Annotated in this window: 20 protein-coding genes; 11 read left to right on the top strand and 9 right to left on the bottom strand. The window is 63.9% G+C overall.

Annotation, left to right across the window (positions count from 1 at the left end):
• Positions 1–109: 109 nt before the first annotated feature.
• Positions 110–832, top strand: a complete 723-nt coding sequence (locus tag ACO550_RS23005) for an FCD domain-containing protein (RefSeq protein ID WP_315594389.1) — start codon at positions 110–112, stop codon at positions 830–832.
• 103 nt (positions 833–935) lie between these two features.
• On the opposite strand, the gene ACO550_RS23000 is transcribed toward ACO550_RS23005, so the two are convergent.
• Positions 936–2096, bottom strand: a complete 1161-nt coding sequence (locus ACO550_RS23000) for a porin (protein WP_315594388.1) — start codon at positions 2094–2096, stop codon at positions 936–938.
• Positions 2097–2406: 310 nt separating this feature from the next.
• On the opposite strand from ACO550_RS23000, the gene ACO550_RS22995 reads away from it, so the two are divergent.
• Entirely contained in the window at positions 2407–3189 is a 783-nt protein-coding gene (locus ACO550_RS22995) for a TetR family transcriptional regulator (RefSeq protein ID WP_315594387.1), read from the top strand.
• Here the strand turns inward: ACO550_RS22995 and uvrA are convergent, their stop codons facing one another.
• Positions 3190–9042 (bottom strand): excinuclease ABC subunit UvrA, encoded by a 5853-nt coding sequence (uvrA, locus tag ACO550_RS22990; RefSeq protein ID WP_315594386.1) that lies wholly within the window; start codon positions 9040–9042, stop codon positions 3190–3192.
• A 308-nt stretch (positions 9043–9350) separates the two neighbouring features.
• Here uvrA and ACO550_RS22985 point away from each other — a divergent pair, with 308 nt between their 5' ends.
• Genes ACO550_RS22985 through ACO550_RS22975 form a run of 3 tightly spaced genes read left to right on the top strand, consistent with a single transcriptional unit; the run spans position 9351 to position 10292 of the window.
• Complete coding sequence (locus ACO550_RS22985; protein ID WP_315594385.1) at positions 9351–9629, top strand: type II toxin-antitoxin system RelE/ParE family toxin; 279 nt, start codon at positions 9351–9353, stop codon at positions 9627–9629.
• A gap of 44 nt (positions 9630–9673) precedes the next feature.
• Entirely contained in the window at positions 9674–9982 is a 309-nt protein-coding gene (locus ACO550_RS22980) for a HigA family addiction module antitoxin (protein WP_315594384.1), read from the top strand.
• Entirely contained in the window at positions 9969–10292 is a 324-nt protein-coding gene (locus tag ACO550_RS22975; RefSeq protein WP_315594383.1) for a helix-turn-helix domain-containing protein, read from the top strand. Before ACO550_RS22980 ends, ACO550_RS22975 begins: the two co-directional genes overlap by 14 nt.
• A gap of 40 nt (positions 10293–10332) precedes the next feature.
• On the opposite strand, the gene msrA is transcribed toward ACO550_RS22975, so the two are convergent.
• A complete protein-coding gene (msrA, locus tag ACO550_RS22970; protein ID WP_315594382.1) occupies positions 10333–10839 on the bottom strand; it encodes a peptide-methionine (S)-S-oxide reductase MsrA in 507 nt (168 codons plus the stop codon).
• A 76-nt stretch (positions 10840–10915) separates the two neighbouring features.
• Here msrA and ACO550_RS22965 point away from each other — a divergent pair, with 76 nt between their 5' ends.
• Positions 10916–11515, top strand: coding sequence for a uracil-DNA glycosylase family protein (locus ACO550_RS22965; protein ID WP_315594381.1), 600 nt, complete (start codon positions 10916–10918; stop codon positions 11513–11515).
• A 9-nt stretch (positions 11516–11524) separates the two neighbouring features.
• Here the strand turns inward: ACO550_RS22965 and ACO550_RS22960 are convergent, their stop codons facing one another.
• Together ACO550_RS22960 and ACO550_RS22955 are read right to left on the bottom strand one after the other, a co-directional pair.
• Positions 11525–12457 carry a dienelactone hydrolase family protein gene (locus ACO550_RS22960; protein ID WP_315594380.1) on the bottom strand — a complete coding sequence of 311 codons (933 nt, stop codon included), beginning with the start codon at positions 12455–12457 and terminating at the stop codon, positions 11525–11527.
• Positions 12357–13436: a LysR substrate-binding domain-containing protein gene (locus tag ACO550_RS22955; protein ID WP_315594379.1), complete on the bottom strand. Its 1080-nt coding sequence runs from the start codon at positions 13434–13436 to the stop codon at positions 12357–12359. The genes ACO550_RS22960 and ACO550_RS22955 overlap by 101 nt, the downstream gene beginning before the upstream one ends.
• A 317-nt stretch (positions 13437–13753) precedes the next feature.
• Between ACO550_RS22955 and ACO550_RS22950 the strand changes: the two genes are divergently transcribed.
• Positions 13754–14809, top strand: coding sequence for a tripartite tricarboxylate transporter substrate-binding protein (locus ACO550_RS22950; RefSeq protein ID WP_315594378.1), 1056 nt, complete (start codon positions 13754–13756; stop codon positions 14807–14809).
• A gap of 16 nt (positions 14810–14825) precedes the next feature.
• A complete protein-coding gene (locus ACO550_RS22945) occupies positions 14826–16427 on the top strand; it encodes a gamma-glutamyltransferase (RefSeq protein WP_315594377.1) in 1602 nt (533 codons plus the stop codon).
• Positions 16428–16451: 24 nt separating this feature from the next.
• Here ACO550_RS22945 and ACO550_RS22940 read toward each other — a convergent pair whose 3' ends face one another.
• Together ACO550_RS22940 and ACO550_RS22935 are read right to left on the bottom strand one after the other, a co-directional pair.
• The gene (locus ACO550_RS22940) at positions 16452–17681 is read right to left on the bottom strand and encodes a cation:proton antiporter (RefSeq protein WP_315594376.1); all 1230 of its coding nucleotides are present in this window, start codon (positions 17679–17681) and stop codon (positions 16452–16454) included.
• Between the two features lie 103 nt (positions 17682–17784).
• On the bottom strand, positions 17785–18255 hold the full coding sequence (locus ACO550_RS22935; RefSeq protein WP_315594375.1) for an Lrp/AsnC family transcriptional regulator: 471 nt from the start codon (positions 18253–18255) through the stop codon (positions 17785–17787).
• A gap of 146 nt (positions 18256–18401) precedes the next feature.
• Here ACO550_RS22935 and ACO550_RS22930 point away from each other — a divergent pair, with 146 nt between their 5' ends.
• The gene (locus ACO550_RS22930) at positions 18402–19328 is read left to right on the top strand and encodes an EamA family transporter (protein ID WP_315594374.1); all 927 of its coding nucleotides are present in this window, start codon (positions 18402–18404) and stop codon (positions 19326–19328) included.
• 7 nt (positions 19329–19335) lie between these two features.
• On the opposite strand, the gene ACO550_RS22925 is transcribed toward ACO550_RS22930, so the two are convergent.
• Entirely contained in the window at positions 19336–19806 is a 471-nt protein-coding gene (locus ACO550_RS22925; RefSeq protein ID WP_315594373.1) for an Lrp/AsnC ligand binding domain-containing protein, read from the bottom strand.
• A gap of 169 nt (positions 19807–19975) precedes the next feature.
• Between ACO550_RS22925 and ACO550_RS22920 the strand changes: the two genes are divergently transcribed.
• Positions 19976–20272 (top strand): AsnC family transcriptional regulator, encoded by a 297-nt coding sequence (locus ACO550_RS22920; RefSeq protein WP_315594372.1) that lies wholly within the window; start codon positions 19976–19978, stop codon positions 20270–20272.
• 4 nt (positions 20273–20276) lie between these two features.
• Here ACO550_RS22920 and ACO550_RS22915 read toward each other — a convergent pair whose 3' ends face one another.
• Positions 20277–21197: a LysR substrate-binding domain-containing protein gene (locus tag ACO550_RS22915; RefSeq protein WP_315594371.1), complete on the bottom strand. Its 921-nt coding sequence runs from the start codon at positions 21195–21197 to the stop codon at positions 20277–20279.
• 123 nt (positions 21198–21320) lie between these two features.
• On the opposite strand from ACO550_RS22915, the gene metE reads away from it, so the two are divergent.
• Positions 21321–23705 carry a 5-methyltetrahydropteroyltriglutamate--homocysteine S-methyltransferase gene (gene metE / locus ACO550_RS22910; RefSeq protein ID WP_315594370.1) on the top strand — a complete coding sequence of 795 codons (2385 nt, stop codon included), beginning with the start codon at positions 21321–21323 and terminating at the stop codon, positions 23703–23705.
• The last annotated feature ends 13 nt before the right edge of the window (positions 23706–23718 follow it).

Raw genomic sequence — 23718 nt, 5'->3', positions numbered from 1 at the left:
CCGGTTTCCGGAGACCTCAAGGTAAACTTCTCGCTCGTAAACCCGTATGAACATGGGTTTCCTGCTTTGGGCTACAATGCGACCCAGCGGTCCCACCAAGGAACTTTGAATGCAAAATCCTCTTAACGATGGCGCTAGACAAGCGGCATTGCTCCCGAAAGTGGAGCGCATGCGTCTGCACGACACCGTCGTGGAGCATTTGCGCCGCTTTATCGTCGAAGGCGTGTTGTCACCAGGCATGAAGCTCAACGAACGTGAGCTTTGTGAAACGCTCGGCATTTCCCGAACGCCTTTGCGCGAGGCACTCAAGGTGCTGGCAGCCGAAGGGCTGATTGATTTGTTGCCAAACCGGGGCGCCTCGGTCTCGCGCTTGAGCGAAGGCGAGGTCTGGGAGATGTTCGAGCTGATGAGCGGGCTGGAAGCGTTTGCCGGCGAGCTGGCTTGCGAACGCATCACGCCTGCCGAACTCGCCGAGATCAAGGCCCTGCACTACTCGATGCTGGCCTGCAAAGTGCAGAACGACCTGCCGGGCTACTACGCCCGGAACCAGGAGATTCACAATCGCATCGTGGCCGCGGCACGCAATGCCGCATTGAGCCAGACGTACCAGTCGATGAACCATCGCCTGCAGGCCCTACGGTTCCGCTCCAATCATCAGACCGACAAATGGGACCGCGCCGTAGAGGAGCACGAAGGCATGATCGGCGCGTTGGAAGCGCGCGACGGACGGAAACTGGCTGGCATTCTGCGTCACCACCTGCTTGAAAAGCGGGACGCCGTGATGCAGATCCACCAGGACCCCATAGGCGACCAGATTCCGCAAAACGGCTAACCGATCCTGCCCAAAAAAAACGTCGCAACCCGTGAGAGTTGCGACGCCTGAATGCCTGCGCGCGTAGTGGAGTCCTCGCGCCGGCCCCTCGCTTACTGCTTGCTCAGAAGATGTGCCGCAGACCCAGCGATACGCCAAGTTGGCCGCTTGCATCCGGCGTCTTGTAGTACACCTGCGACGTCGCCGGCAGGTAGCCTACCGACTGGCCATTGGGCAGGTAGGCGATGTTGTCCCAGTTCAGCGACGCATTGCGCGCATAGTTCACCGCGAAAAACACATCGGTACGCTTGGACAGGCTGTAGTCCGCCATCGCCAGATACTGCTGCGGATTCTTCGGATTGGTCTTCACACCGCCGATCGTGGCGGACTTGATGTCGTCGTAGTAGTAGGCCAGCGACAAGCGCAGCGCGGCCGTGGCATCCCAGTTCACGCCGAGCCAGTACATGTCGTCACGATGCGGCAGCAGCGTCGGCGTACCGGTGGCCGGTGCCACGGAATTGCCCCAGCGATAGCCAGCCACCATCTTGACCGGCCCCAGCCGGTAGCTGGCGCCAACCGTGGCACGCATGTCACGGCCATAGTCGTTCGAGCCAGACGTACCCGCTGCCTGCGCGGTATTGAGCGTCTTGACTTCGTCGTACGCAGCAGCCAGGCCGAGCGGTCCGCTCGAATACGACAGGCCCACGCCGTAGGCCGAACCGGCCGCGAAGGTGCCCGAGCGCTCGCCAAACGACCAGTGCCCGATGGCCGTCACCGGACCGAAGGTGCCCTGGTACTGCACCATGTTGTTCTCACGGAAGTTCGGGCCTGCGATACCGACCACAGGCTCGAACTCCGGCGCATAGGCAACGGGCGTGAAGCTGCCCATCGTCAGGAACCCGGACGTGTACTGGCGGCCAAACGTTACCTTGCCCCACTGGTTCTGCAGCCCGACAAACGCCTGGCGGCCAAACAGCAGTCCGCCGTTGCCCATCTTGCCATCGTCGGTGTTGAACTGGTTTTCGAGCACGAACAGGCTCTTCAGGCCACCGCCGAGATCTTCCACGCCGCGCAAGCCGAAACGCGACTGGGCAATGCCCGACGAGTTCATGAACACCGCGGAACCGCTGCCCGGCGTCAGTACGCCGTTGCTGGTGTTCTGTACGTGATTGACATACTGGATGCTCGTGGTCACGACGCCATAGAGCGTCACGGACGATTGGGCCCAGGTTCCCGGCGCCAGCAGTGCGCCGGCCATGGCGGCGAACAGCGTCTTTTTTTTCATGTAGTGCTTCCGTGTTCTGGTGTGGTGGCTGATGGCGCCAGCAGTCTCCTCCTTCCAGCGCCTGCGTTGCGACCCTTGTCGATCGCTTGTGCCAATTTAATCCCTCGTATTAAATTGGCATGATGCGCAGGCTAACGGCATCCGTGGATTCAGATACCTAGGGCTTTCCCGAACGGAGCGCACATTTGCAGATAATCCGACGCTTACCCGATGTCGGACGTCAGATTTTTACGTATCCTTGCGGAGCTTTCATTTTCATAACGACAAGCCTGCACGGCCTGCCAGGCCAACCAGGCATGCAAGTACTTCCATGAAGCTCAAGCAAGCGCGCGACATTTTCGCGGACGAGCCACCGACACCGGCCCCGGGCAAAACCCGCCGGGCCGCCAGCGCCGATGCAGATCGCGCGGCCAACACGGATCCCGCGGCCGCTGACGGCCATGACACCGATGACGGTCTGACCGATACCGCTCGGCGCATACTGGAAATCGCCGAGCGCCTGTTCGCCGAACAAGGCGTGGAACAGGTGCCGCTACGGCAGATCGTGGTGGAAAGCGGGCAGCGTAACCGCTCGGCGCTGCACTACCACTTCGGTTCTCGCGAGGCATTGGTCAGCCATCTGCTGAACCGGCGCCTGCATCAGGTGAACCAGGTGCGCCACCGCCATCTCGATCAACTTGAGGCACAAGGCCGTCCGATCGATATCCACGGCGTGGTCGAGGCCACCATCCGCCCGCTGGTCGAAGTGGTATTGCATACGGAATGGGGCACCAACTACCTGCAGGTATTGGCGCAGACCACGTTCAGTCCGGGCCTGCTCAACAAGGGTCTGGTCGACAAGACCGCGATGAGTGCGTTGTATCGCGTGCGCGAGCACGTCTACGGCTTGCTGCCCGATGTACCGCGCAACGTCATGAAGCTGCGCATGATCTGGTTCATGGACACGGTGGTCTACTCACTGGCCCACTGGGTGCGCGAGCGCGGCAAGCGCGCGCGCACCGAGCCCCCGGTTGAGGAACTGGTGGACTTCTGCGCGGCGGCCCTGGCAGGACCAAGGCCACCGCCCACCCCCAGGGCCGCGCGTTCGCGCTGATCAACCCGCGGCGCGTGCCTCTGCCGGTGCGGTGCGGGCCAGGACCGGCACCAGCGCCGCCCCGGTATGGCTGGCCTTGATGCGCGACAGCGCTTCCGGATCGGCCGCACCGACAATGGTGCCGCCATTGGCGCCGCCTTCGGGACCGAGATCGAGGATCCAGTCCGCCTCGGCGATCACGTCGAGATCGTGTTCGATCACGACCACGCTATGGCCGCCATCGGCCAGCCGGTGCAGTACACGAATCAGCCGCGCCACATCGGCCATATGCAGGCCCACGGTAGGTTCGTCGAGCACATAGAGCGTGTGCGGCGCCTTCTGGCCGCGACGCGTGATGTCGTCGCGTACCTTCGACAACTCCGTCACCAGCTTGATGCGCTGCGCTTCGCCTCCCGATAGCGTCGGCGATGGCTGCCCCAGCGTCAGATAACCCAGCCCCACATCCTTCATCAGTTGCAGCGGATGCGAGATCTGCGTGATGGCGGAGAAGAAGTCCACCGCCTCGTCGATTTCCATGGTCAGCACATCGCCGATATTCTTGCCGCGCCATGTAACCGCCAGGGTTTCCGGATTGAAGCGCTGGCCATGGCACACGTCGCACGGCACCTTTACGTCGGGCAGGAAACTCATGCCGATCGTGCGCACGCCCTGCCCTTCACAGGCCGGGCAGCGGCCGTCGCTGGTATTGAACGAGAAGCGCGAGGCGCTGTAGCCGCGTGCCTTGGCTTCCAGCGTTTCGGCAAACAGCTTGCGGATCGCATCCCATACGCCGATATAGGTTGCCGGGCACGAACGCGGCGTCTTGCCAATCGGGGTCTGGTCCACTTCCAACACACGGTCGATCGATTCCCAGCCGCTGATGCTTTCGCAACCGTGCCAGGCGTGGTCAACCGTGAGCGCCCGCGTTGCGGTGGGCTTGCCAGCCTTCTCCGCCGCAGCACGTGCGCGCCGCGTGGCCGGCGACGACATCACCGAACGGCCCACCGCGTCGAGCAGGTTGGTCATCAGCACATCGCGCGCCAGCGTGGATTTGCCGGAGCCCGATACACCGGTGATTGCCACCAGCCGCGCCAGCGGAATCCGCGCCGTGACATTGCGCAGGTTATGCAGGTGCGCGCCTTGCACGGTCAGCCAGTGCGCGGGTTCCGCTTCCTTGCCCGCGCGTGCCGGCCGTACCGCACGGCGCGTCTGCAACGGGTGGATCATCGGGTGAGCCAGGAACCGACCCGTGGTGGAATCTGGCGCGCCCGACAGCGCGGCCACGCCGCCCTGGGCCACCAGGTGTCCGCCACGCTTGCCGGCACCGGGGCCGATATCGATGATATGGTCGGCGCGGCGGATCGTGTCTTCGTCATGCTCCACCACCACCAGCGTATTGCCCTTGTCGCCAAGCTTGCGCAACGCATCGAGCAGGATCTGGTTGTCGCGCGGATGCAGGCCGATGGTCGGCTCGTCCAGCACATAGCACACGCCTTGCAGATTGCTGCCCAGTTGCGCGGCCAGCCGGATCCGCTGCGCCTCGCCCCCTGACAGGCTCGGCGCGGCACGATCCAGGCTCAGGTAACCCAGGCCCACCTCTTCCAGGAATTGCAGGCGGCTGGCGATCTCGGTCACCACGTCGCGTGCGATCTCGGCGTCGCGGCCCGTCAGACTCAGCCCATCGACCCAGCGCCGCGTATCCGATACGGTCCATTGCGCGACGTCGGTAATGGCATTGGTATCGAAGGTCACCGCACGCGCCACGTGGTTCAGGCGCGTGCCGTTGCAGTCCGGACACGGCGTATCCACCACGCCCTCCGGTTCCTGCTCCTCGGACGGCAGGCTTTGCTCACGGCCTCGGTCGTCGCCACCGAGCACGGTGTCATCGAACGCCGCGCGTTGCTCGCCGGTCAGGGCCAGGCCAGTGCCCACACAGGTACCGCACCAGCCATGCTTGCTGTTGTACGAGAACATGCGCGGATCGAGTTCCGGATAGCTGGTGCCGCAAACCGGACAGGCGCGCTTGGTCGAGAACACCTTGGTCTCGCCCAGTTGCGCGGTACGTGCGCCGTCCTGCATCGCATCGTGCAGACCATCGAGCGGCGCCAGCAGGTGCATTACGCCCTTGCCCAGCTCAAGCGTCTGCTCCAGCAAGGACCGCAGTTCGGCCTCGTGGTCAGCCGAGACGACAATATCGCCCACCGGCAGTTCGATCGTGTGTTCGCGGAATCGATCCAGTCGCGGCCACGGATCCACCGGCAGGAATTCGCCGTCGACGCGCAGATGCGTATTGCCGCGCGCCTTGGCCCATTTGGCCAGGTCGGTATAGACCCCCTTGCGATTCACCACCAGCGGCGCCAGCAGGCCCACATGCTGGCCGCGATAGTCGCGCAGCAACTGCGCAACGATCGATGCCGGGCTTTGCGACGTGACCGGTGCGCCGTCGTGTACGCAATGCTGGATACCCAGCTTGACGTAGAGCAGCCGCAGGAAATGCCAGACTTCGGACGTGGTGGCTACCGTACTCTTGCGTCCGCCGCGCGACAGGCGCTGCTCGATGGCCACGGTCGGCGGAATGCCGTACACGGCATCGACCTCGGGCCGCCCCGCCGGCTGCACGATCGAACGCGCATACGCATTGAGCGATTCCAGATAGCGGCGCTGCCCCTCATGGAACAGGATGTCGAAGGCCAGCGTCGACTTGCCCGACCCCGACACGCCGGTGATCACATTGAACTTGCCGTGCGGAATATCGACATTGAGTGCCTTGAGGTTGTGTTCATGCGCATTGACGATACGCACCACGCCCTCGCCTTCCACGGCTCGCCGCGCGCGCGCCGCCTGTACCGCTGCCTGCAGCGGCAGGCCGTGCTCCGCGCGTTCGGCCGCCAGCGTGCCCGACTCGCCCAACGCCTGGTCATAGGCAACCAGCGCATGCCCGGTGTGCGAATCGGCGCAGCGCTTGACGTCGTCGGGTGCGCCCACGCACAGCACCTGTCCGCCCGCATCGCCGCCTTCCGGGCCAAGATCGACGATCCAGTCCGCGGCGCGGATCACGTCAAGGTTGTGCTCGATCACGATCAGCGAATGGCCGCCATCCAGCAGCTTGCCAAACGCGCGCATCAGCTTGGCAATATCGTCGAAGTGCAGCCCGGTGGTGGGCTCGTCGAACATGAACAGGCGCTTGGGCAATACCACTGCCTTGCGGTTCTTCACCGGTTGCGCGGCAGCCGTCTCGGCCAGGAAGCCCGCCAGCTTCAGGCGTTGCGCTTCGCCGCCCGACAGTGTCGGTACCGGCTGGCCCAGTTTTACGTATTCCAGGCCGACATCGGCGATCGGCGCCAGCACGCGCAGCACGGCGGCATCGGCCTCGAACAGCGCCGTTGCCTCGCTGACGGTCAGCTCCAGCACATCGGCCACGCTCAGCGTGCGCGGCGGTTGGCCACGTGCGGCACGTTCGATCTTGACTTCCAGCACTTCGGCCCGGTAGCGCGTGCCATCGCAATCTGGGCAGCGCAGGTACACGTCCGACAGGAACTGCATCTCGACATGCTCGAAGCCCGAGCCGCCGCAGGTCGGACAACGCCCGTCCCCCGAGTTGAAGCTGAAGGTGCCGGCCGTGTAGCCACGCTGCAGCGCCAGTGGCGCCTTGGCAAACAGCTTGCGGATCTCGTCGAAGGCGCCAACGTAGCTGGCCGGATTCGAGCGCGCGGTCTTGCCAATCGGCGACTGGTCGACGAATACCACATCGTCGACCAGTTCGGCGCCAACCAGATCGCGGAACGCACCCGGCGACTCGGTGGCCTTGCCGAAATGGCGGGCCATGGCCGGATACAACACATCCTGCAGCAGCGTCGACTTGCCCGATCCCGACACCCCGGTCACGCACACCAGCCGGTTCAACGGAATCTCGACCGTGACATCCTTGAGATTGTGTTCGCTTGCGCCTTCCAGCTTCAGGCGCGGCGTCTGGTCGTCGACCGGCCGCAACTGCCAGTCCGTGGCATCGGTCACGCGCCGGCGCCCGCCCAGGTAGTCGCCGGTCAGCGTGCGCTCCTTGCGAATTGATTCGGGGGTGCCGTCAAAGATGATCGAACCGCCGCGCTCGCCCGGGCCGGGTCCCATATCGATCAGCCGATCCGCGGCCAGCATGACCGACGGATCATGCTCCACCACCACCAGCGTATTGCCGGCATCGCGCAGCCGGTGCATGGCCTCGACGATGCGGTTCAGGTCGCGCGGATGCAGGCCGATGCTCGGCTCATCGAGCACGAACAATGTATTGACCAGCGAGGTACCAAGTGCCGTGGTCAGGTTGATACGCTGCACCTCGCCACCCGACAACGTGCGGCTCTGCCGATCGAGCGTGAGGTAGCCAAGCCCCACATCGCACAGGTATTTAAGGCGCGTGCGGACTTCGGCCAGCAACAGCTTCAGTGCATCGTCGAGCAGCGTGCTTGACAGCGTCAGGTCGTCGAAGAAACGGCGGATGCGTGCAATCGGCATCAGCATCAGGTCGTGCACGGTCAGGCCCGGCAGCGTTTCAAGCTGCGCGCGGCTCCAGTCCACACCACGCGGCAGGAAGCGGCTGGCCGGCGCCAGCACCGCATCGGCGTTGTCCTTGCTACCCAGTCGCCACAGCAGCGCCTCGGTTTTCAGGCGCGCGCCGCCGCAGGTTTCGCACGGCGTATAGCTGCGGTACTTCGACAGCAGTACGCGGATGTGCATCTTGTAGGCCTTCGACTCCAGGTAGTTGAAGAACCGCATCACGCCGTACCACTGCTTGTTCCACTGGCCATCCCAGTCCGGCGAGCCGTGGATCACCCAGTGCTGCTCGGCCTCGCTCAGTTGGTTCCAGGCGAGGTCGCGCGGAATGCCGGCCTTGGCCGAATAGCGCATCAGGTCGTCCTGGCATTCCTTCCAGGCGGGCGTTTGCATCGGCTTGATCGCACCATCGCGCAGCGACTTGCGGCCGTCGGGAATCACCAGGCCCAGATCGACCCCGATCACGCGACCGAAACCGCGACACGTCTCGCAAGCGCCATAGGCCGAGTTGAACGAGAACAACGCCGGTTGCGGATCGGCATACCGGATATCGCTCTCGGGGCTGTGCAGCCCGGTCGAGAACTTCCACACCGGACCTTCGCCGTCATCGGTCACAACGTTCACGCTGACCCGGCCGCCGCCGCGTTTCAGAGAGGCCTCGATGGCCTCGACCGCACGCGCCTTTTCGACATTGCCGATGCGGAACCGGTCGGCCACCACATCGAGCACCTTGCGCTTGCCGGTGGGCGATTCGACGGTGCGCTGTCCGTGCACCCGCGTATAGCCACTCACAGATAACCACTGCTCCACCTCCTGCTCGGTGGCCGATTCCGGCAGTTCCACCGGAAACGTCACCACCAGCCGGGCATCGGCATACGGCTGCCCTGCCGCCGTACGGGCCTGCAGTTCCGCATAGATGGTTTCCGGCGAATCGTGGCACACCGGCAACGCGGTCTGCTTGTCGAACAGTTCCGAAGCGCGCGCGTACAGCAGCTTCAGATGGTCGTTCAACTCGGTCATGGTGCCGACCGTCGAGCGCGAACTGCGTACCGGATTGGTCTGGTCGATCGCGATGGCCGGCGGCACGCCGTCGACCTTGTCCACCTGCGGACGGTCCATGCGATCCAGGAACTGGCGCGCGTAGGCACTGAACGTCTCGACGTAGCGCCGCTGGCCCTCGGCATAGAGCGTGTCGAACACAAGGCTCGACTTGCCCGACCCCGACGGCCCCGTCACCACGGTCATCTGCCCCGTGTGCAGGTCGAGATCAACGTTCTTGAGATTGTGCTGACGGGCCCCGCGAATGCGGATCGTGCCGGAATCTGACAATTTCTTGCCCCGAATCAATGAGTTGGAAGCGATATTTAAAGCGCTTCAAGAGATTTGCATACGCGCCAGGAGCGCGGAAATGTCGTAACTATACTGTATAAACGTACAGGCTTCCTGACAGGCTACGGACAAGTTCATGGCGAGTAGGTCAGAGATCGCTGGTGCAATTTGGTGCACTTCATCAGTGGATCGAGTGGCGCAAACTCCTTATCATCACCTGTACAAACATACAGGCCTCGACTTGACGTACGCGACCACCAAACTTCAAAACGGGATTGACTGTTTATCGATAACCGATATACTTCACCATGATCGTGTCATTCAGTTGCCGCTTGACGCAAGCCTTGTTCGAAGGCAGGCGCGTTCCAAGGTTTGTGAACTTCCAATCGACCGCGGAACGCAAGCTCGCGATGTTGGACGCTGCAGCCATTCTTGATGATCTCGGCACGCCGCCGGGCAATCGACTGGAACGCTTGTATAGCGACCGCCCCGAGCAGTACAGCGTACGTGTCAATGATCAATGGCGAATCTGCTTCACCTGGACGCGTGACGGCCCGGCCCATGTCGCGATCATCGATTATCACTGATCCCACGCGGTCCGCCATGACCGCACGTTTAGAAGGAATGAGCGATGCAGAAATTTGAGAACGGCATGCGGCCCGTACATCCTGGCGAAGTATTGCGCGAAGAATTTCTTGCGCCACTTTCCATGACCCCGAACGCGCTCGCGGTTTCCCTGCGTGTCACGCCGGCTCGAATCAACGAGATCGTGCGCGGTGAGCGCGGCGTTACCCCGGTCACTGCCCTGCGGCTTGCACGCTATTTTGGCGGTACGGCCGAATTCTGGATGAACCTGCAGCAAACATACGATCTCAAGGTCGCGCGGGAAGAACATGAGCAGCAGATCATCGCGGAGATCCAACCACGTGGATCCGACTAAGCCTGGGGATCTGCAGCTTCTGAACGAAGCCGAGGACGACCTACTGGTCGCGTTTGACGCAGCCGTCGCAGCCGACGATGGCTTTCGGATCCCGGCCGTAGTACTCGATGCCGAACTTGCGGGAAGGCACCCAGTTGGAGCATGGCGTGAGCATCGCGGCCAATCGACGACAGCACTTGCTCAGGCGACAGGAATCAGCGAAGACCATCTGCTGCGAATTGAGCGGCGCGAGTTTGTGGGCGAGCCCGCAATGTACGTCGCGATAGCGGCGGCCTTGCAAGTGCCTCTGGACTTGATCGTTGAGCAGTAATCCGTTTGCGAGAGCCTCGAAGGGCGAGGCTCTCCCGCCATCACCCCCGCTGCGGCAGCTTCCACCCCGGCCTCACAAAGTGGCACGTATAGCCGTTCGGGATCCGTTCCAGATAGTCCTGATGCTCGGGCTCGGCTTCCCAGAACGGTCCTGCGGGAGCGATCTCGGTGGCGACCTTGCCCGGCCACAGGCCTGACGCATCCACATCGGCCGCGGTTTGTTCCGCTACCTGCTTCTGCTCGTCGTCGAGATAGAAGATCGCTGAGCGATAGCTCGTGCCGATATCGTTGCCCTGGCGGTTCTTGGTCGATGGATCGTGGATCTGGAAGAAGAACTCAAGGATCTGGCGGTAGCTGATCTGCTTCGGATCGAACACGATCTCGATGCCTTCCGCATGGGTGCCGTGGTTGCGGTACGTGGCATTGGGTACGTCGCCGCCGGTGTAGCCCACGCGCGTGGTCAGTACGCCGGGGTAGCGGCGCAGCAAGTCCTGCATGCCCCAGAAGCAGCCGCCGGCCAGGATTGCGGTTTCAGTTTGCGTAGTCATGTCTGGGTCCTCTTGTCCGTGTCGCCTTTCAGAGCCCAGTACTATACGCACACCCGTTCAAGTTCGCTCGAAGCGCATGAAGTCCCCACACCACGCGCAGGGTGTCATCGAGACCCTGCAGCAAGAGATCGCCGCCTGTACCCGTTGCGCCGCCGACCTGCCCGCTGGTCCGCGCCCCGTGGTGCAATTCAGTGCGACATCCCGAATCCTGGTGATCGGCCAGGCGCCTGGCTCGCGCGTGCATGCCAGCGGCGTGCCGTTCGACGACCCGAGTGGCGACCGCTTGCGGTCATGGATGGGTGTGAGCAAGGACGAGTTCTACGACGCCACGCGCATCGCCATCATGCCCATGGGGTTCTGCTATCCGGGCAAAGGTAAAGGTGGCGACCTGCCCCCGCGCCGTGAATGTGCGCCGCTATGGCACCAGCAAATCCTGCAATGCCTGCCGGAAGACCGGTTGACCTTGCTGGTAGGTACCTACGCGCAGGCACATTACCTGCCCGGTGCAGCGAAACAATCGATGGGAGAAAGGATGGCGGACTTCAGGCGCTTCGGGCCGCATGTCGTGCCGTTGCCGCATCCGTCATGGCGCGTGGCGATCTGGATGCGCCAGCATCCGTGGTTCGAGGCCGAACTGTTGCCCGTATTGCAGGCCGCGGTCCGCGCACGGCTATAGCTACAACGCTTAGAGTCCCAGCGATTTCACGAACGCGTCGAGGTCCTTGCGCCAGTAGCGCTGCCCAAAAGACAGCAGCAAATGGCCGTCACGGCCCGGCACTTCCTCCACGCTGACCAGCTTGACCGGGCTACCGCCCGCCGCAAACGCCTGATACCAGCCCAGCGGCGCCTCGGCGCCAAAATACTGGTCGTTCTTCGCGTAGAGCCACAGTCCCGGCACCGTCGCCGTCTTGCCGAACTCGGCCATCACATCGCGCATCTGGTCCGGATCGCAACTACGGCCCGGCGAGCGCTCGGGCGAACCGCCCGCGCCACCCGAAAAATTAACATAGCCGATCACGCCCGGCGCCTTGGCAGCAGCAGCGGCTACGCTGGCAAAACCACCCACAGAGCGTCCTTCCAGCACAATACGCTGCGTATCGGCCCACGGCTGCGTGCGCAACCACTGGATGGTGGCCAGCGTGGCATCGTTCAGCGCCGTCGCAACGTGACGGTAGTCGGGCTTGCTGGTGCAGTGGCCCATGGTGTCGAAGTTGGCGCCATTGGTCTCGCGGTCGGGACCGCCGGTGTCTCCGTAGCCAACCCGGATCGCCGCCACCACGGCCACACCGTGGTCGAGCCAGTACCGCACATGCCAGTTCTGGATCGGATTCTTGAGCTTCGCGCGTTCCAGTCGGTCAGATGCACGTCCGTGGGAAAAGATCAGGACTGGAAACGGCCCGGGCCCATCCGGCTTGAACAGCTCCGCATGCATGGCGATACTACCGCCAAAGGTGCCGGCGCCAGGCACCGGGATCTCGACGGCCTCGGCCACCGGTGCCGGTGGCTGTGGCTTGTCTTCAGCGGCGGCCAGCGCGATGGACGCGGAAGTCAGCGTGAAGATCATCGCCGCCAGGATCGGCAGGCGCTGGATACCGCGGAATCGGATGGACGGATGCATGGACGTTGTGCGATGTAGTCGGCCGCCAGCCTACCACCGTACTGGCTTGCGAAACCGCATGATGCGCCGTTGCAACCCCGGCCGGCAAGGCCAGCATGCGCCACAGTTCGAGCAAGGTTGGATTGCTGCTCAATACGGGCCGGTAGGCGCAGATTTCCAGGTCGGCCTGCCACATTGCATCGCCGGCCCGCACCAGCGTGCCGTCCGCCAGCGCCTCGGCCGCGGTACTGAGCGGCAGCCAGGCCAGGCCGTGCCCTTCGGTGGCCATCTTGAGCAACAGCATCGCCATATCGGCCTCATAACAACGTACCAGCCCCCGATGGGCGCCACGGGCTTCCAGCACGGTATCGAGTACGCGGCCAAGCGTGGTGTTCGGCGTGTAGGCCAGGAACGGCGTGGGCGGGTTGCCGGTGACCGGCACCGTGTAGAGCGGCCGGCCACGCGAGGTTGGGACCGATACCGGTACCAGCGTGTCGGCGCCGACCGTCAGGCTCAGGAAGCGTTCGGCATCGAGCGACACCGGTACGCGCGGATGGTTATAGCCGAGCATCAGGTCGCAATGGCCTTCGGCAAGCGCCACCACGGCATCGAGCACATTGGCGGCCACCACGCGCGCGTGAAAGTCCCCGAACTGCTGGCGGCAGCGCTTGAGCCATGCCGGCAGGAACGCCAGCGACAACGTGTGACCAGCGGCAATGTCCAGCGTCCGGTCGGGCAAGGTCGACTCGCGGCGCAATGCGGCGCGCGCTTCCGTCAGCAGATCGGCCGCCTGGCTCGCACTCTCGCAAAACGTGGCCCCGGCTGGCGTCAGCGCCAGCGGATAGATATTGCGATCGACCAGTTCGGCACCGACCCATTCCTCCAGCGAGCGAATCCGGCGCGACAACGCCGACTGCGTGATGTGCCGCAACTCGGCGGCCCGCGAAAAACTGCGCGTGCGCTCCAGTACGAGCAGATCTTCGATCCATTTCAACTGCATAAGGCGACCCCGGTAATGCGCTGGCCTGCGTGAGGTACATCGATGCACGGATGCATCGATGTACCGCGAACCCTATTCCGCTTTCGCATAGGTCCATGGCCAATTTGCATCTTCCCTTGCACAGACCATGCCTAGAATCGATCCCACTTCCCAACAGCGCACCATCCGCAGCACGGTGCCAGTCATGACAGACGCGACAGTGCCGCCAGCAAGTGGCCGGGCGTCAGATGTTCCGCAACCCTTCGCCCAACCGCGAGCGCCGGTCGCTCTTCGCACCGATGCCACGCGGCAGACGCACTCTCGGAGTCATCCCGATCATGTTGAAGCAGTCGATTTCGCCCGTTCGCACCAGCCCGGCGCATGTGCGCACCATCGTGAGCCGCTGGCTGTCGCGCGGCGCCATGTCCGCCGTTCCCGTCCTGATGGCCGCCGTCGGCCTGAGCACCGCACTGGCTTCACCCGCCGCGCTGGCCGATTATCCGGAACGCCCAATCCAGCTGGTGCTGTCGTTCCCGCCGGCCGGCGCCACCGACGTGCTGGCCCGTGCGATCGGCCAGCGCCTGTCGCAAGAGCTCAAGCAGCCGGTGGTGGTGGAAAACCGGCCGGGTGCCGGTGGCGCGCTGGGCATGGGCTATGCGGCCAAGGCCGCGCCCGATGGCTACACGCTTTACCTGGCCGCGGTCAGCAATGCCGCGATTGCCGCTGCCACCTACCCGAACCAGCCCGCCAACCTGGCCCGCGATTTCGTGCCGATCGCCGGGGTGGGCAACGTGCCGCATATCCTGGTGGTACCGGCCACGCTGCCGGTCAAGACCGTGCCGGAACTGATCAAGTACCTGAAGGCCGCACCGGGCCAATACAACTTTGCCTCGCAGGGTTCTGGCACGTTGTCGCATCTGGAATCGGAACTGTTCCGGCTGCGTACCGGTGTCGACGTCATGCACGTGCCTTACAAGGGCAGTTCGTTCGCACTGCCCGACCTCATGGCCGGACGTTCGGCGATGATGTTCGACAGCATCCCGTCGGCGCTGCCTCACGTGAAATCGGGCAAGCTGCGCCTGCTGGCCGTGGCATCGGAACAGCGCGTGAAGTCGCTGCCCGATGCACAGACCATGAACGAAGCCGGCATCGCAGACTTCCGCGCCAACAACCTGTTCGGGCTGGTTGCTCCAAAGGGTACGCCGCCGGCCGTGATCGACAAGGTCGCCGCAGCGGCGAAGACGGTGCTGGCCCAACCGGAACTGGCCGCGACCATGGACGCACAAGGCGTGCAGATCGCCTACACGCCCGCCGACAAGTTTGGCCGCATGATCCAGCAGGAAATGCGTGACTGGGCCAAGGTCGCCGAGGCCGCTCACGTCAAGGTCGACTGATTCACCATTACCGCTCATGAACGCATTCTGGGATTTCCCCTACGCCGCCCGGCGACTGCCGGTGCTGGCCGACAACGTCGTCACCACCTCCCAGCCGCTGGCAGCGGCCGCCGGCCTGCGCATGCTGGCGCGCGGCGGCAATGCCGTCGATGCGGCACTGGCCACGGCCATCACGCTTACCGTGGTAGAACCGTGCATGAATGGCATCGGTGGCGATGCCTTCGCGCTGATCTGGGATGGAGAACGGCTGCATGGATTGAACGCTTCGGGGCGCGCACCGCGCGCATGGACTCCCGAATCGTTCGCGAAATACGACGCGATGCCGTTTATCGGCTGGGATGCGGTAACGGTTCCCGGTGCGGTCTCGGGTTGGCGTGCCACCTGGGAGCGCTTTGGTTCGCTACCGTTCGAGGACCTGTTCGAACCGGCGCTGGAATATGCGCGCAACGGCTTTACCGTATCCCACACCGTGCATCGCCAGTGGCAGGCCCAGGTGCCGGTGCTCGATGGCCAGCCAGGTTTTGCCGAAGCATTTGCGCCGCGTGGGCGTGCCCCACTTCCCGGCGAGCGCTTTGTCTGCCCGGGCCAGGCCGAAACGCTGGAACGCATTGCGCGCACAGCTGGCGACGATTTCTATCACGGTGAACTCGCGCGCCGGATTGCCGAGCATGCGCGCGCCACGGGCGGCCGCATCGACGAAGCCGACCTGGCGGCGCACCGTGCCGATTGGGTCGAGCCGATCCGCATGCAGTATCGTGACCTGACGCTCTGCGAAATTGGCCCCAATGGCCAGGGTATTGGCGCGCTGATGGCGCTGGGCATGCTCGAACACTGGGATATCGCCGATTCCGGGCGCGACAGCGCGCGCACCATGCACCTGCAGATCGAGGCCATGAAACTGGCCTTCGCCGACCTGCACGCCTATGTTGGCGATCTCGACGCGATGCGCGCGCCCGGCGCGGTCACCCCGGAGGCGCTGCTGGACCCCGCCTACCTGGCGCAGCGTGCGCGCGCCATTCGCCCCGACCGCGCAACGTTTCAGGGACCGGGCAAACCGCACAGCGGCGGCACGGTCTACCTGACGGCGGCCGATCGCAACGGCATGATGGTGTCTTACATTCAGTCGAACTTCAAAGGCTTTGGTTCAGGCGTGGTGGTGCCGGGCACCGGTATCGCGCTGCATAACCGCGGCTGGGGATTCAATCTGAAACCGGGCCATCCAAACCAGGTTGCGCCGGGCAAGCGACCGTTCCACACCATCATTCCGGGATTCCTGATGCGCGGCGCGGCACCATTGGCATCGTTCGGCGTGATGGGCGGCTCGATGCAGGCACAGGGCCATGTGCAGATGACCAGCCGTATCGCCGATTTTGGACAGAATCCGCAGGCCGCGAATGATGCGCCGCGCTGGCGCGTGCTCGACGACAACATCGGCGTAGCGGTGGAAGCGCATTGCCCGCCGACTACCGTGGAGGGCTTGCGGGCAATGGGCCACAAGCTCGAAGTATCGCCAGCCGACAGCCTCGAGTTTGGTGGCGCGCAGATGGCGATGAAGGTCGAACATGGCTTCGCGGCCGCATCCGACTATCGCAAGGATGGCTATCCGGTTGGCTTCTGAACGCAGCCGGGCCTGCGCGCGTACCTAGTCCGCGCGCAGGCGCAGCGCGGCCAGCGTGAACGGCTTGGCCAGCACGGTGGTAGCCAGCGCCATCAGCAGCAGACCCGAGAATGCCGGCGTGCTGATCAACCGGTTTTCCAGCAGGATGGCCAGCACCACCACTTCCATCAGTCCCTTGGTCTGCGCGAGCGCGCCCACGGTCCAGGCATCGCGCCGGTTCAATCCCGCCCAGCGGGCCGGCAATGCGGTCCCGGCCATCTTGCCGACCACGGCCACCAGCGTGGTCAGCGCGAACACGATCAGTGCATCGGTGCCGGCCGTATTGAGGTCGGTACGCAGCCCCGTCATCAGGAAGAAGAACGGCATCAGCACCACCACCGTCGTGGGTTCCAGTTGGCGGCCAATCTCGGCCGCCGCATGGCGCGGTAATACCACGCCTGCCAGGAAACCGCCCAGGATGTAATGCAGGCCGATCAGTTCGGACGCGCAAGCCGATGCGAAGATCAGCACCACCACCGTGGCCAGCCGCGCATCGTTGCCGCGCAAGGTCGGCAGCCAGCGCGCAAGCAACGGACGCACGATGCCAAACATCACCGCCAGATAGATGGCTCCGCCGAACACGAGCTGCAGCGGATCCTGCGCTGCGGCCTGTCCTGTACTGGCCAGGATGCACGACAGCACGATCCAGATGGCTGCATCACTGAACGCCGAACAGGTCAATGCCAGACGCCCGGCCGTGGTATCGGTCAGCTTCATCTCGCGCAGGATGGCGCCGAGCACCGGCAGCGCGGTGACGGCCATCGACACCCCCACCGCTATCGCAAATTGCCAGCGCGTGGCAACCTCGCCAAGCAACGCCGGACGCCAGCCCGCAAGCAGATACCCTGCGCCTACGCCAAGTACGAACGGCAACGCGACACAGCCCGCAGCCGCGCTGATGGCGATACGGCGCATGCCCTTGGTTTCCGGGCCACCGATATGCAGCCCGGACAGGAACGCGAACAACACCACCGCCAGCCACTGCAAACCCGATAACGCCGTCAGCTTCTGCGCACCGAACAGGGCCTGCCAGTTGTCGGGCCAGATGGCGCCGAGCAACGACGGACCCAGCACAATGCCACCGGCAATCTGCATCACCACCAATGGCACGATGCCCCCCATGCGCAAACCACGCCACAGGATCAGCGGCGTGCCGACCACCAGGCAGGCTTGCACAAAGAAGATTGCAATCGGGTTCAACGCAGACGGATTCATGGCTCGTGGCTTTTGGCTTGTGTATCTGGCTCGCGCGCATGGCAAGCAAACGCGCCGGTCCCTCGGCAAGGGCCCGATGATACAGGCTCGGCCATGACAAACGTCAGCCCAGCGGCAGCGCGGTGCTGTAGAGCACCTGCTTCAGCGCGAAGCTCGAGCGGATGCTGGCCACCCCCGGAATCCGCGTGATCTGGTCGATGATCAGGCGCTCGAGCGCGTCCACGTCGGACACCACCACGCGCAGCAGGTAGTCGGCATCGCCCGACATCAGGTAACACTCCATCACCTGCGGCAAGGCGGCAATCTTTCGCTCGAAGGTATCGAGCGTTTCACGGCGCTGCTTGTCCAGCGTCACCGAAATGAACACCACCACCTTCAATCCGAGCCGGCGCGCATCGAGCAAGGTCACGCGCCGCGAAATCACGCCGATCTTTTCAAGGCGCTTCACGCGCGCCAGGCATGGCGACGGCGACAGGTTGATGCGGCTGGCCAGCTCCACATTGGTCAGGCTGCCGTCGCGCTGCAGCTCGCCCAGAATCCGGATGTCGGTGGCGTCGAGATCAATGTCCAGCATATTCCGCTTTGAAAAAACTGATTGTCGGCATTCTATGCTGAACGCCAGTGGAATGACAGCGTGATCCAAACAATACTGCGGGGCGATGGATCGTAGACTTTTCACCATGCCGCCGGCGTCGTGCCGGCCCCCGATTCCACACCGCCATGTCCGTTACCGCCTCCACTGGCTCAGCAACTTCCGCTGGTTTCAAATCGTTCCTGCCGCTGCTCGGCGCCGTGATCATCTGGGGCGGCAACTGGCCCGTCATGAAATTCGGCCTCGCGCACGTCAGCCCGCTGTGGTTTGCCGCGCTACGCTTTGGCTCGGCCGCGTTGATCAGTTTCGTGGTGCTCGGCGCGCTGCGGCGCGTGCGGTTGCCCTCGCGCGCGGAATGGCCGCTGGTGATTGGCGTGGGTCTGCTGCAGATGGGTGCGTTTACCGCGCTGGCGCTGTGGGCGTTGCAATATGTGCCGCCGGGCCGCGCCTCGGTGGTGGCCTACGCCACGGCCGTCTGGGTGATTCCGTTGTCCGCGCTGGTGCTCGGCGAGCGGCCGTCACGCTGGCAATGGCTGGCTACCGGCTTCAGCTACGCCGGCATCGCCGTGATCGTGGCGCCGGCGCTCGGTGGCTGGGAATTGCATGCGGTGATGGGCCTGGCCATGCTGCTCGGCGCGTCGCTGGCCTGGTCGATCAGCATCATTCAGTTGCGCGCGCATCGTCATGTGCGACTCGGCGCGGACATGATTCCCTGGGAATGCACGGTTGCCACGGTTCCATTGATCCTGCTGGCAGTGCTGCGCGATGGCGCACCCGATATCGGCGCCATGACGGCAATCTGGCCGGCGATTGCCTATACCGGCCCGCTGGCCACGGCACTGACCTTTATCGTCGTGCTCAACGTCACGCAATCGTTGCCGCCGGCAGCGACCTCGATCGCAATGCTCGGGGTGCCGGTGATCGGCCTGCTGTTGTCAGCCGTCGCCTGGCATGAACGGATCTCGGCCGACCTGTCGCTGGGCCTGGCCCTGATCGCACTGGGCGTGGTCACCACCGCGCTGGCGCCGCGCCTGGCCCGGCTGTCCGCACGTTAACAACACTTCAAGGTTCGACCGACAGTTCGCGCTTCAAGGTACGTAGCACAAAGGTCGAATGGCTATGGCGCAGGCCCGGTAGCTTGTAGAGCTTGTGGCGCAGGAATTCCTCGTACCCTTCCGTGCCAGCCACCGCCACCTTGATCAGATAGTCGTACTCGCCCGTCAGCAGATGGGCTTCCAGTACTTCCGGCAATTGCGCGAGTGCTTCGCCAAAGCGATGGAGCATGTCATCGTCGTGGCGGTCGAGCGTGACCTCGATCAGCACCGTGTCCGGCAGGCCCAGCGCCTTCTGGTTCAGCAACGCGGCGTAGCCACTGATTACGCCCGCGTCTTCCATGGCCTTGACGCGGTTCCAGCATGGCGTGGCGGACAGCCCGACGCGCTCGGCCAGTTTCGCGTTGGAGATCCTTCCATCACGGCGCAGCTCGCGCAGGATGCGGCGGTCGATATCGTCGAGTTTGGGAACGTTTGTCACGGCAGGCCAATCATGTAGAGATAAATTAACCGGTAATTTACCTTAACACGGATATTTGTTCTTCTATTTCGCGCCGCAAGAAGAAATTTCAGAAGCCAATTTTGCGACACCGCTGGTAAATTTACCGGACCGACCGCACATCACTTCGCGCTATTTTCCGGACCCAGCCATGTCACTTCCCACCCTCCAACTCGCCCTGCAACTCGATCGTGCCGATGTCTTTGGCAGCCTGGAATGGGTACTGGCCAATGCGCGCCGCACCGGCTTGTCACTGCAACAGATGAGCTTCGATGCCAATCGGTCCAATGCCGTACGGCTGCATTGCGAAGCGCCGATGGTGGAACTGCTGCAGTTGTTCGTGCGCCGCGTGGCGCATGGCGTGGACCTTGAAATCGTCGATGCCGAGTTCTCGGGAGACGTCGAGCTGGCCGAAGTGGCTGAAGAACGGGTCGCGCTGGTGGCCTGAGCGGTCAGGAATCGCCGAGCAGTTCGATGCCGTCGAGCTCCGCCGCGCAGATATCGCGCACGATGGCCACGAAGTCATCGACATAGGGCCGGTCGGCCAGCGCCGACGGCAGCGTGGCATAGAGCTCGCTCCACAAGCCTTTCGCGCCAATCCGCTTGGCCAGCACATAGTCGTGGTCGACGTAGTTCTTGACGCCCCAGTTCGGTAGCGCGGCCACGCCACGCCGGCTGGCCACCAGTTGCAGCACGGCAACCGTCAATTCCGCGGTGCGCCGTTCCAGATGGATACCGGCCGGTTCAAGCACCTCGCGAATCAGGTCGATCCGCTGCTCCGGTACCGGATAGGTAATCAGGGTCTCACCGGCCAGGTCGGCCGCCTCGACGCGACGCTTGTTGCGTAGACGGTGTTCATTGGCAATGACCGCCAGGATCTCGAAGCGGAACAGCGGCGCCACCGTCAATCCGCGCTTGCTGGGCGGCCTGGATCCTATGACCATGTCCGCCTTGCCCTGGCTCAGCAGCGCCAGCGGGTCGGCATGAAAGCCTGCCACCAGGTCGATCTCCACTTCGGGCCAGCGCCGGCGGAATTCGTCCATCACGGGCATCAGCCAGTCAAAGCAGGTATGGCACTCCAGCACTACCCGCAGTTCTCCACGCGTATCGCTCTTGAGCCGCAGCAGATCGCGCTCGGCCGCGCTAATGGCGGCCAGCGTATCGCGCGCCAGCGCCAGCAGCCGTTCACCGGCCGGCGTAAAGCGCAGGCCCTGGCGCGTGCGATCGAACAGCGCCATGCCGTAGTGGTCTTCCACCGCCTTGATCTGGTGCGATAGCGCCGACTGGCTCACGTGAACGCGCTCGGCTGCCGTAGCCAGCTTGCCCGATTCGGCAATGGCCACGAGCGAGCGGAAATGGCGGACTTCAATCATTGCGCAACCCTTGCGGCCGTGTGAGTTGAATGAAATTCATACATTGTTTAAAACATGTCGCTTGATTCATTCTAGCCGCGAATCGACACTGTGCGCCAGATCAAGACATCACCGGAGCACAGCATGGCACGCACCCACACCCTCGGCTTTCCGCGCATTGGCGCGCGCCGTGAACTGAAATTCGCGCAGGAAGCATTCTGGCGCGGCGAAACTTCCGAAAGCGCATTGCGCGAGACCGGTACCACGCTGCGTCGTCGCCACTGGCAACTGCAGGCCGATGCCGGCCTGAGCACCGTGGCCGCAGGTGACTTCGCCTGGTACGACCAGATGTTGGGCCTGACCACGTTGCTGGGCGCACTGCCCCGGCGCTTTGGTTTCGACGCGTCCGCGCTGACACTGACCCAGTACTACGAACTGGCGCGTGGCAATGCCGCCCAGCCGGCCATGGAAATGACCAAGTGGTTCGATACGAACTACCACTACATCGTGCCCGAGCTCGATGCCGACAGCACCTTCGACGGCGGCACCAACTGGTTCTTCGACGAGATCGACGAAGCGCTGGCCCTTGGCCTGGCCACGCGTCCGGTACTGATTGGACCGGTCACCTACCTGTGGCTGTCGAAGTCGCATGTTCCCGGCTTTGACCGCCTGAGCCTGCTGCCGAAGGTAGTACAGGCCTATCGCCGCATCCTGGCGCAACTGCAGGCGCGCGGCATTGAATGGGTCCAGATCGACGAGCCGGCCTTGTGCCTGGACCTGCCAGCGCAATGGCTCGACGCGTTCGACCAAGCCTATCCGGTACTGGCCGAGGCTGATGTGAAGCTGTTGCTGGCCACCTATTTCGACACCGCCGCACCGCATGCCGAGCGCATTACGGCCTTGCCCGTGCAGGGCTTCCATATCGATCTGGTGCGGGCCCCGCAGCAGCTGGGTGCCTGGCAAGCACTGCTGCCGGCCAGCACGGTGTTGTCGGTGGGCGTGATCGACGGGCGCAATATCTGGCGCGCCGACCTGCGCCGCGTGCTGGCAATCGTGCAACCGCTGCATGCGCAACTGGGCGACCGACTGTGGCTCGCGCCGTCCTGCTCGCTGCTGCATGTACCGGTCTCGCTCGACGGCGAAACCCGTCTCGATCCCGAGCTGAAAGCGTGGCTGGCCTTTGCCACGGAAAAGCTCGACGAACTGCACACGCTGGCCACGGCGCTGAACCAGGGTGAAACCGCCGTTGCGGAACAACTGGCAGCGTCGGATGCAGCCCAGGCGTCGCGCCGTACCTCGCGCCGGGTGGTCAACCAGCAGGTGCAAAAGCGTCTGGCGGCGATCACCACCGGCATGGCCAATCGCGCCAGCGAGTTCGAGATCCGCATTGCCCGCCAGCGCGACGCGCTGAAGCTACCCGCCCTGCCAACCACCACGATCGGTTCGTTCCCGCAAACCACTGCGATTCGCCAGACACGTGCTGCCTACAAGCGTGGCGAGATCGGTGCGCTCGAGTACCTCGAACGGATTCGCGGTGAGATCGAACTGGCCGTGCGCAAGCAGGAAGCGCTGGGCCTCGATGTGCTGGTGCACGGTGAAGCCGAACGCAATGACATGGTCGAGTACTTCGGCGAGCAACTGTGCGGTTACGCATTCACCGAGAACGGCTGGGTACAAAGCTATGGGTCGCGCTGCGTCAAGCCACCGGTGATCTTTGGCGACGTCTATCGACCCGAGCCGATGACGGTGGACACCGCGCGGTTCGCCCAATCGCTGACCAACAAGCCGATGAAAGGCATGTTGACTGGCCCGGTAACCATGCTGCAATGGTCGTTCGTGCGCGACGACCAGCCGCGCTCGGTCACCACGCAACAGCTCGCGCTGGCGATTCGCGACGAAGTGTGCGACCTCGAAGCAGCCGGCATCCGCGTGATCCAGATCGACGAGCCGGCGCTGCGCGAAGGCCTGCCGCTGCGCCGCGACGACTGGGCGGCATACCTGGAATGGGCGGTCAATGCGTTCCGGCTGTCGGCAGCCGGCGTGGGCGACGAAACGCAGATCCACACCCATATGTGCTATGCCGAGTTCAACGACATCCTGCCGGCCATTGCCGCGATGGACGCCGACGTGATCACGATCGAAACCTCGCGTTCGGCCATGGAGCTGCTGGAGGGCTTTGGCGATTTCGACTATCCGAACGAGATCGGGCCGGGCGTGTACGACATCCACTCGCCTCGCGTGCCCAGCGTGGAAGCCATCACGCGTCTGCTCGAACGTGCATGCGAGGTGATTCCGGCGGAACGCCTGTGGGTCAATCCGGACTGCGGCCTCAAGACCCGCGGCTGGTCCGAGACCGAAGCGGCCCTGGCCAATATGGTGAGCGCGACGCGCGCACTGCGTGGCAAGCTGGCTGGCCAGGCGCCGGTCACATGGAAGCGTGTGGCACGCCCTGCTGCCCATTCGCTGCCAGGCGCGCATGTGCATGACACGGCATGCGGCCCCGGCTGCGGCGGTCAGGCACTGGTCTGAATCGACTGGTTTT

It is taken from the genome of Cupriavidus sp., assembly GCF_057315035.1.
The sequence above is the reverse complement of the archived record's forward strand: the minus strand, read 5'-3'. Positions and strand labels throughout refer to the sequence as shown.

What these genes read in the sequence shown, in the direction of transcription:
- msrA (WP_315594382.1), bottom strand. Translation starts at nt 10,839, where the DNA reads ATGACTACGCAAACTGAAACCGCAATCCTGGCCGGCGGCTGCTTCTGG.
- ACO550_RS22940 (WP_315594376.1), bottom strand. Translation starts at nt 17,681, where the DNA reads ATGAATCCGTCTGCGTTGAACCCGATTGCAATCTTCTTTGTGCAAGCC.
- ACO550_RS22915 (WP_315594371.1), bottom strand. Translation starts at nt 21,197, where the DNA reads ATGATTGAAGTCCGCCATTTCCGCTCGCTCGTGGCCATTGCCGAATCG.
- ACO550_RS22980 (WP_315594384.1), top strand. Translation starts at nt 9,674, where the DNA reads ATGCAGAAATTTGAGAACGGCATGCGGCCCGTACATCCTGGCGAAGTA.
- ACO550_RS22960 (WP_315594380.1), bottom strand. Translation starts at nt 12,457, where the DNA reads ATGCATCCGTCCATCCGATTCCGCGGTATCCAGCGCCTGCCGATCCTG.
- ACO550_RS22945 (WP_315594377.1), top strand. Translation starts at nt 14,826, where the DNA reads ATGAACGCATTCTGGGATTTCCCCTACGCCGCCCGGCGACTGCCGGTG.
- metE (WP_315594370.1), top strand. Translation starts at nt 21,321, where the DNA reads ATGGCACGCACCCACACCCTCGGCTTTCCGCGCATTGGCGCGCGCCGT.
- ACO550_RS22950 (WP_315594378.1), top strand. Translation starts at nt 13,754, where the DNA reads ATGTTGAAGCAGTCGATTTCGCCCGTTCGCACCAGCCCGGCGCATGTG.
- ACO550_RS23000 (WP_315594388.1), bottom strand. Translation starts at nt 2,096, where the DNA reads ATGAAAAAAAAGACGCTGTTCGCCGCCATGGCCGGCGCACTGCTGGCG.
- ACO550_RS22955 (WP_315594379.1), bottom strand. Translation starts at nt 13,436, where the DNA reads ATGCAGTTGAAATGGATCGAAGATCTGCTCGTACTGGAGCGCACGCGC.
- ACO550_RS23005 (WP_315594389.1), top strand. Translation starts at nt 110, where the DNA reads ATGCAAAATCCTCTTAACGATGGCGCTAGACAAGCGGCATTGCTCCCG.
- ACO550_RS22920 (WP_315594372.1), top strand. Translation starts at nt 19,976, where the DNA reads ATGTCACTTCCCACCCTCCAACTCGCCCTGCAACTCGATCGTGCCGAT.
- ACO550_RS22930 (WP_315594374.1), top strand. Translation starts at nt 18,402, where the DNA reads ATGTCCGTTACCGCCTCCACTGGCTCAGCAACTTCCGCTGGTTTCAAA.
- ACO550_RS22965 (WP_315594381.1), top strand. Translation starts at nt 10,916, where the DNA reads ATGAAGTCCCCACACCACGCGCAGGGTGTCATCGAGACCCTGCAGCAA.
- ACO550_RS22935 (WP_315594375.1), bottom strand. Translation starts at nt 18,255, where the DNA reads ATGCTGGACATTGATCTCGACGCCACCGACATCCGGATTCTGGGCGAG.
- ACO550_RS22985 (WP_315594385.1), top strand. Translation starts at nt 9,351, where the DNA reads ATGATCGTGTCATTCAGTTGCCGCTTGACGCAAGCCTTGTTCGAAGGC.
- ACO550_RS22995 (WP_315594387.1), top strand. Translation starts at nt 2,407, where the DNA reads ATGAAGCTCAAGCAAGCGCGCGACATTTTCGCGGACGAGCCACCGACA.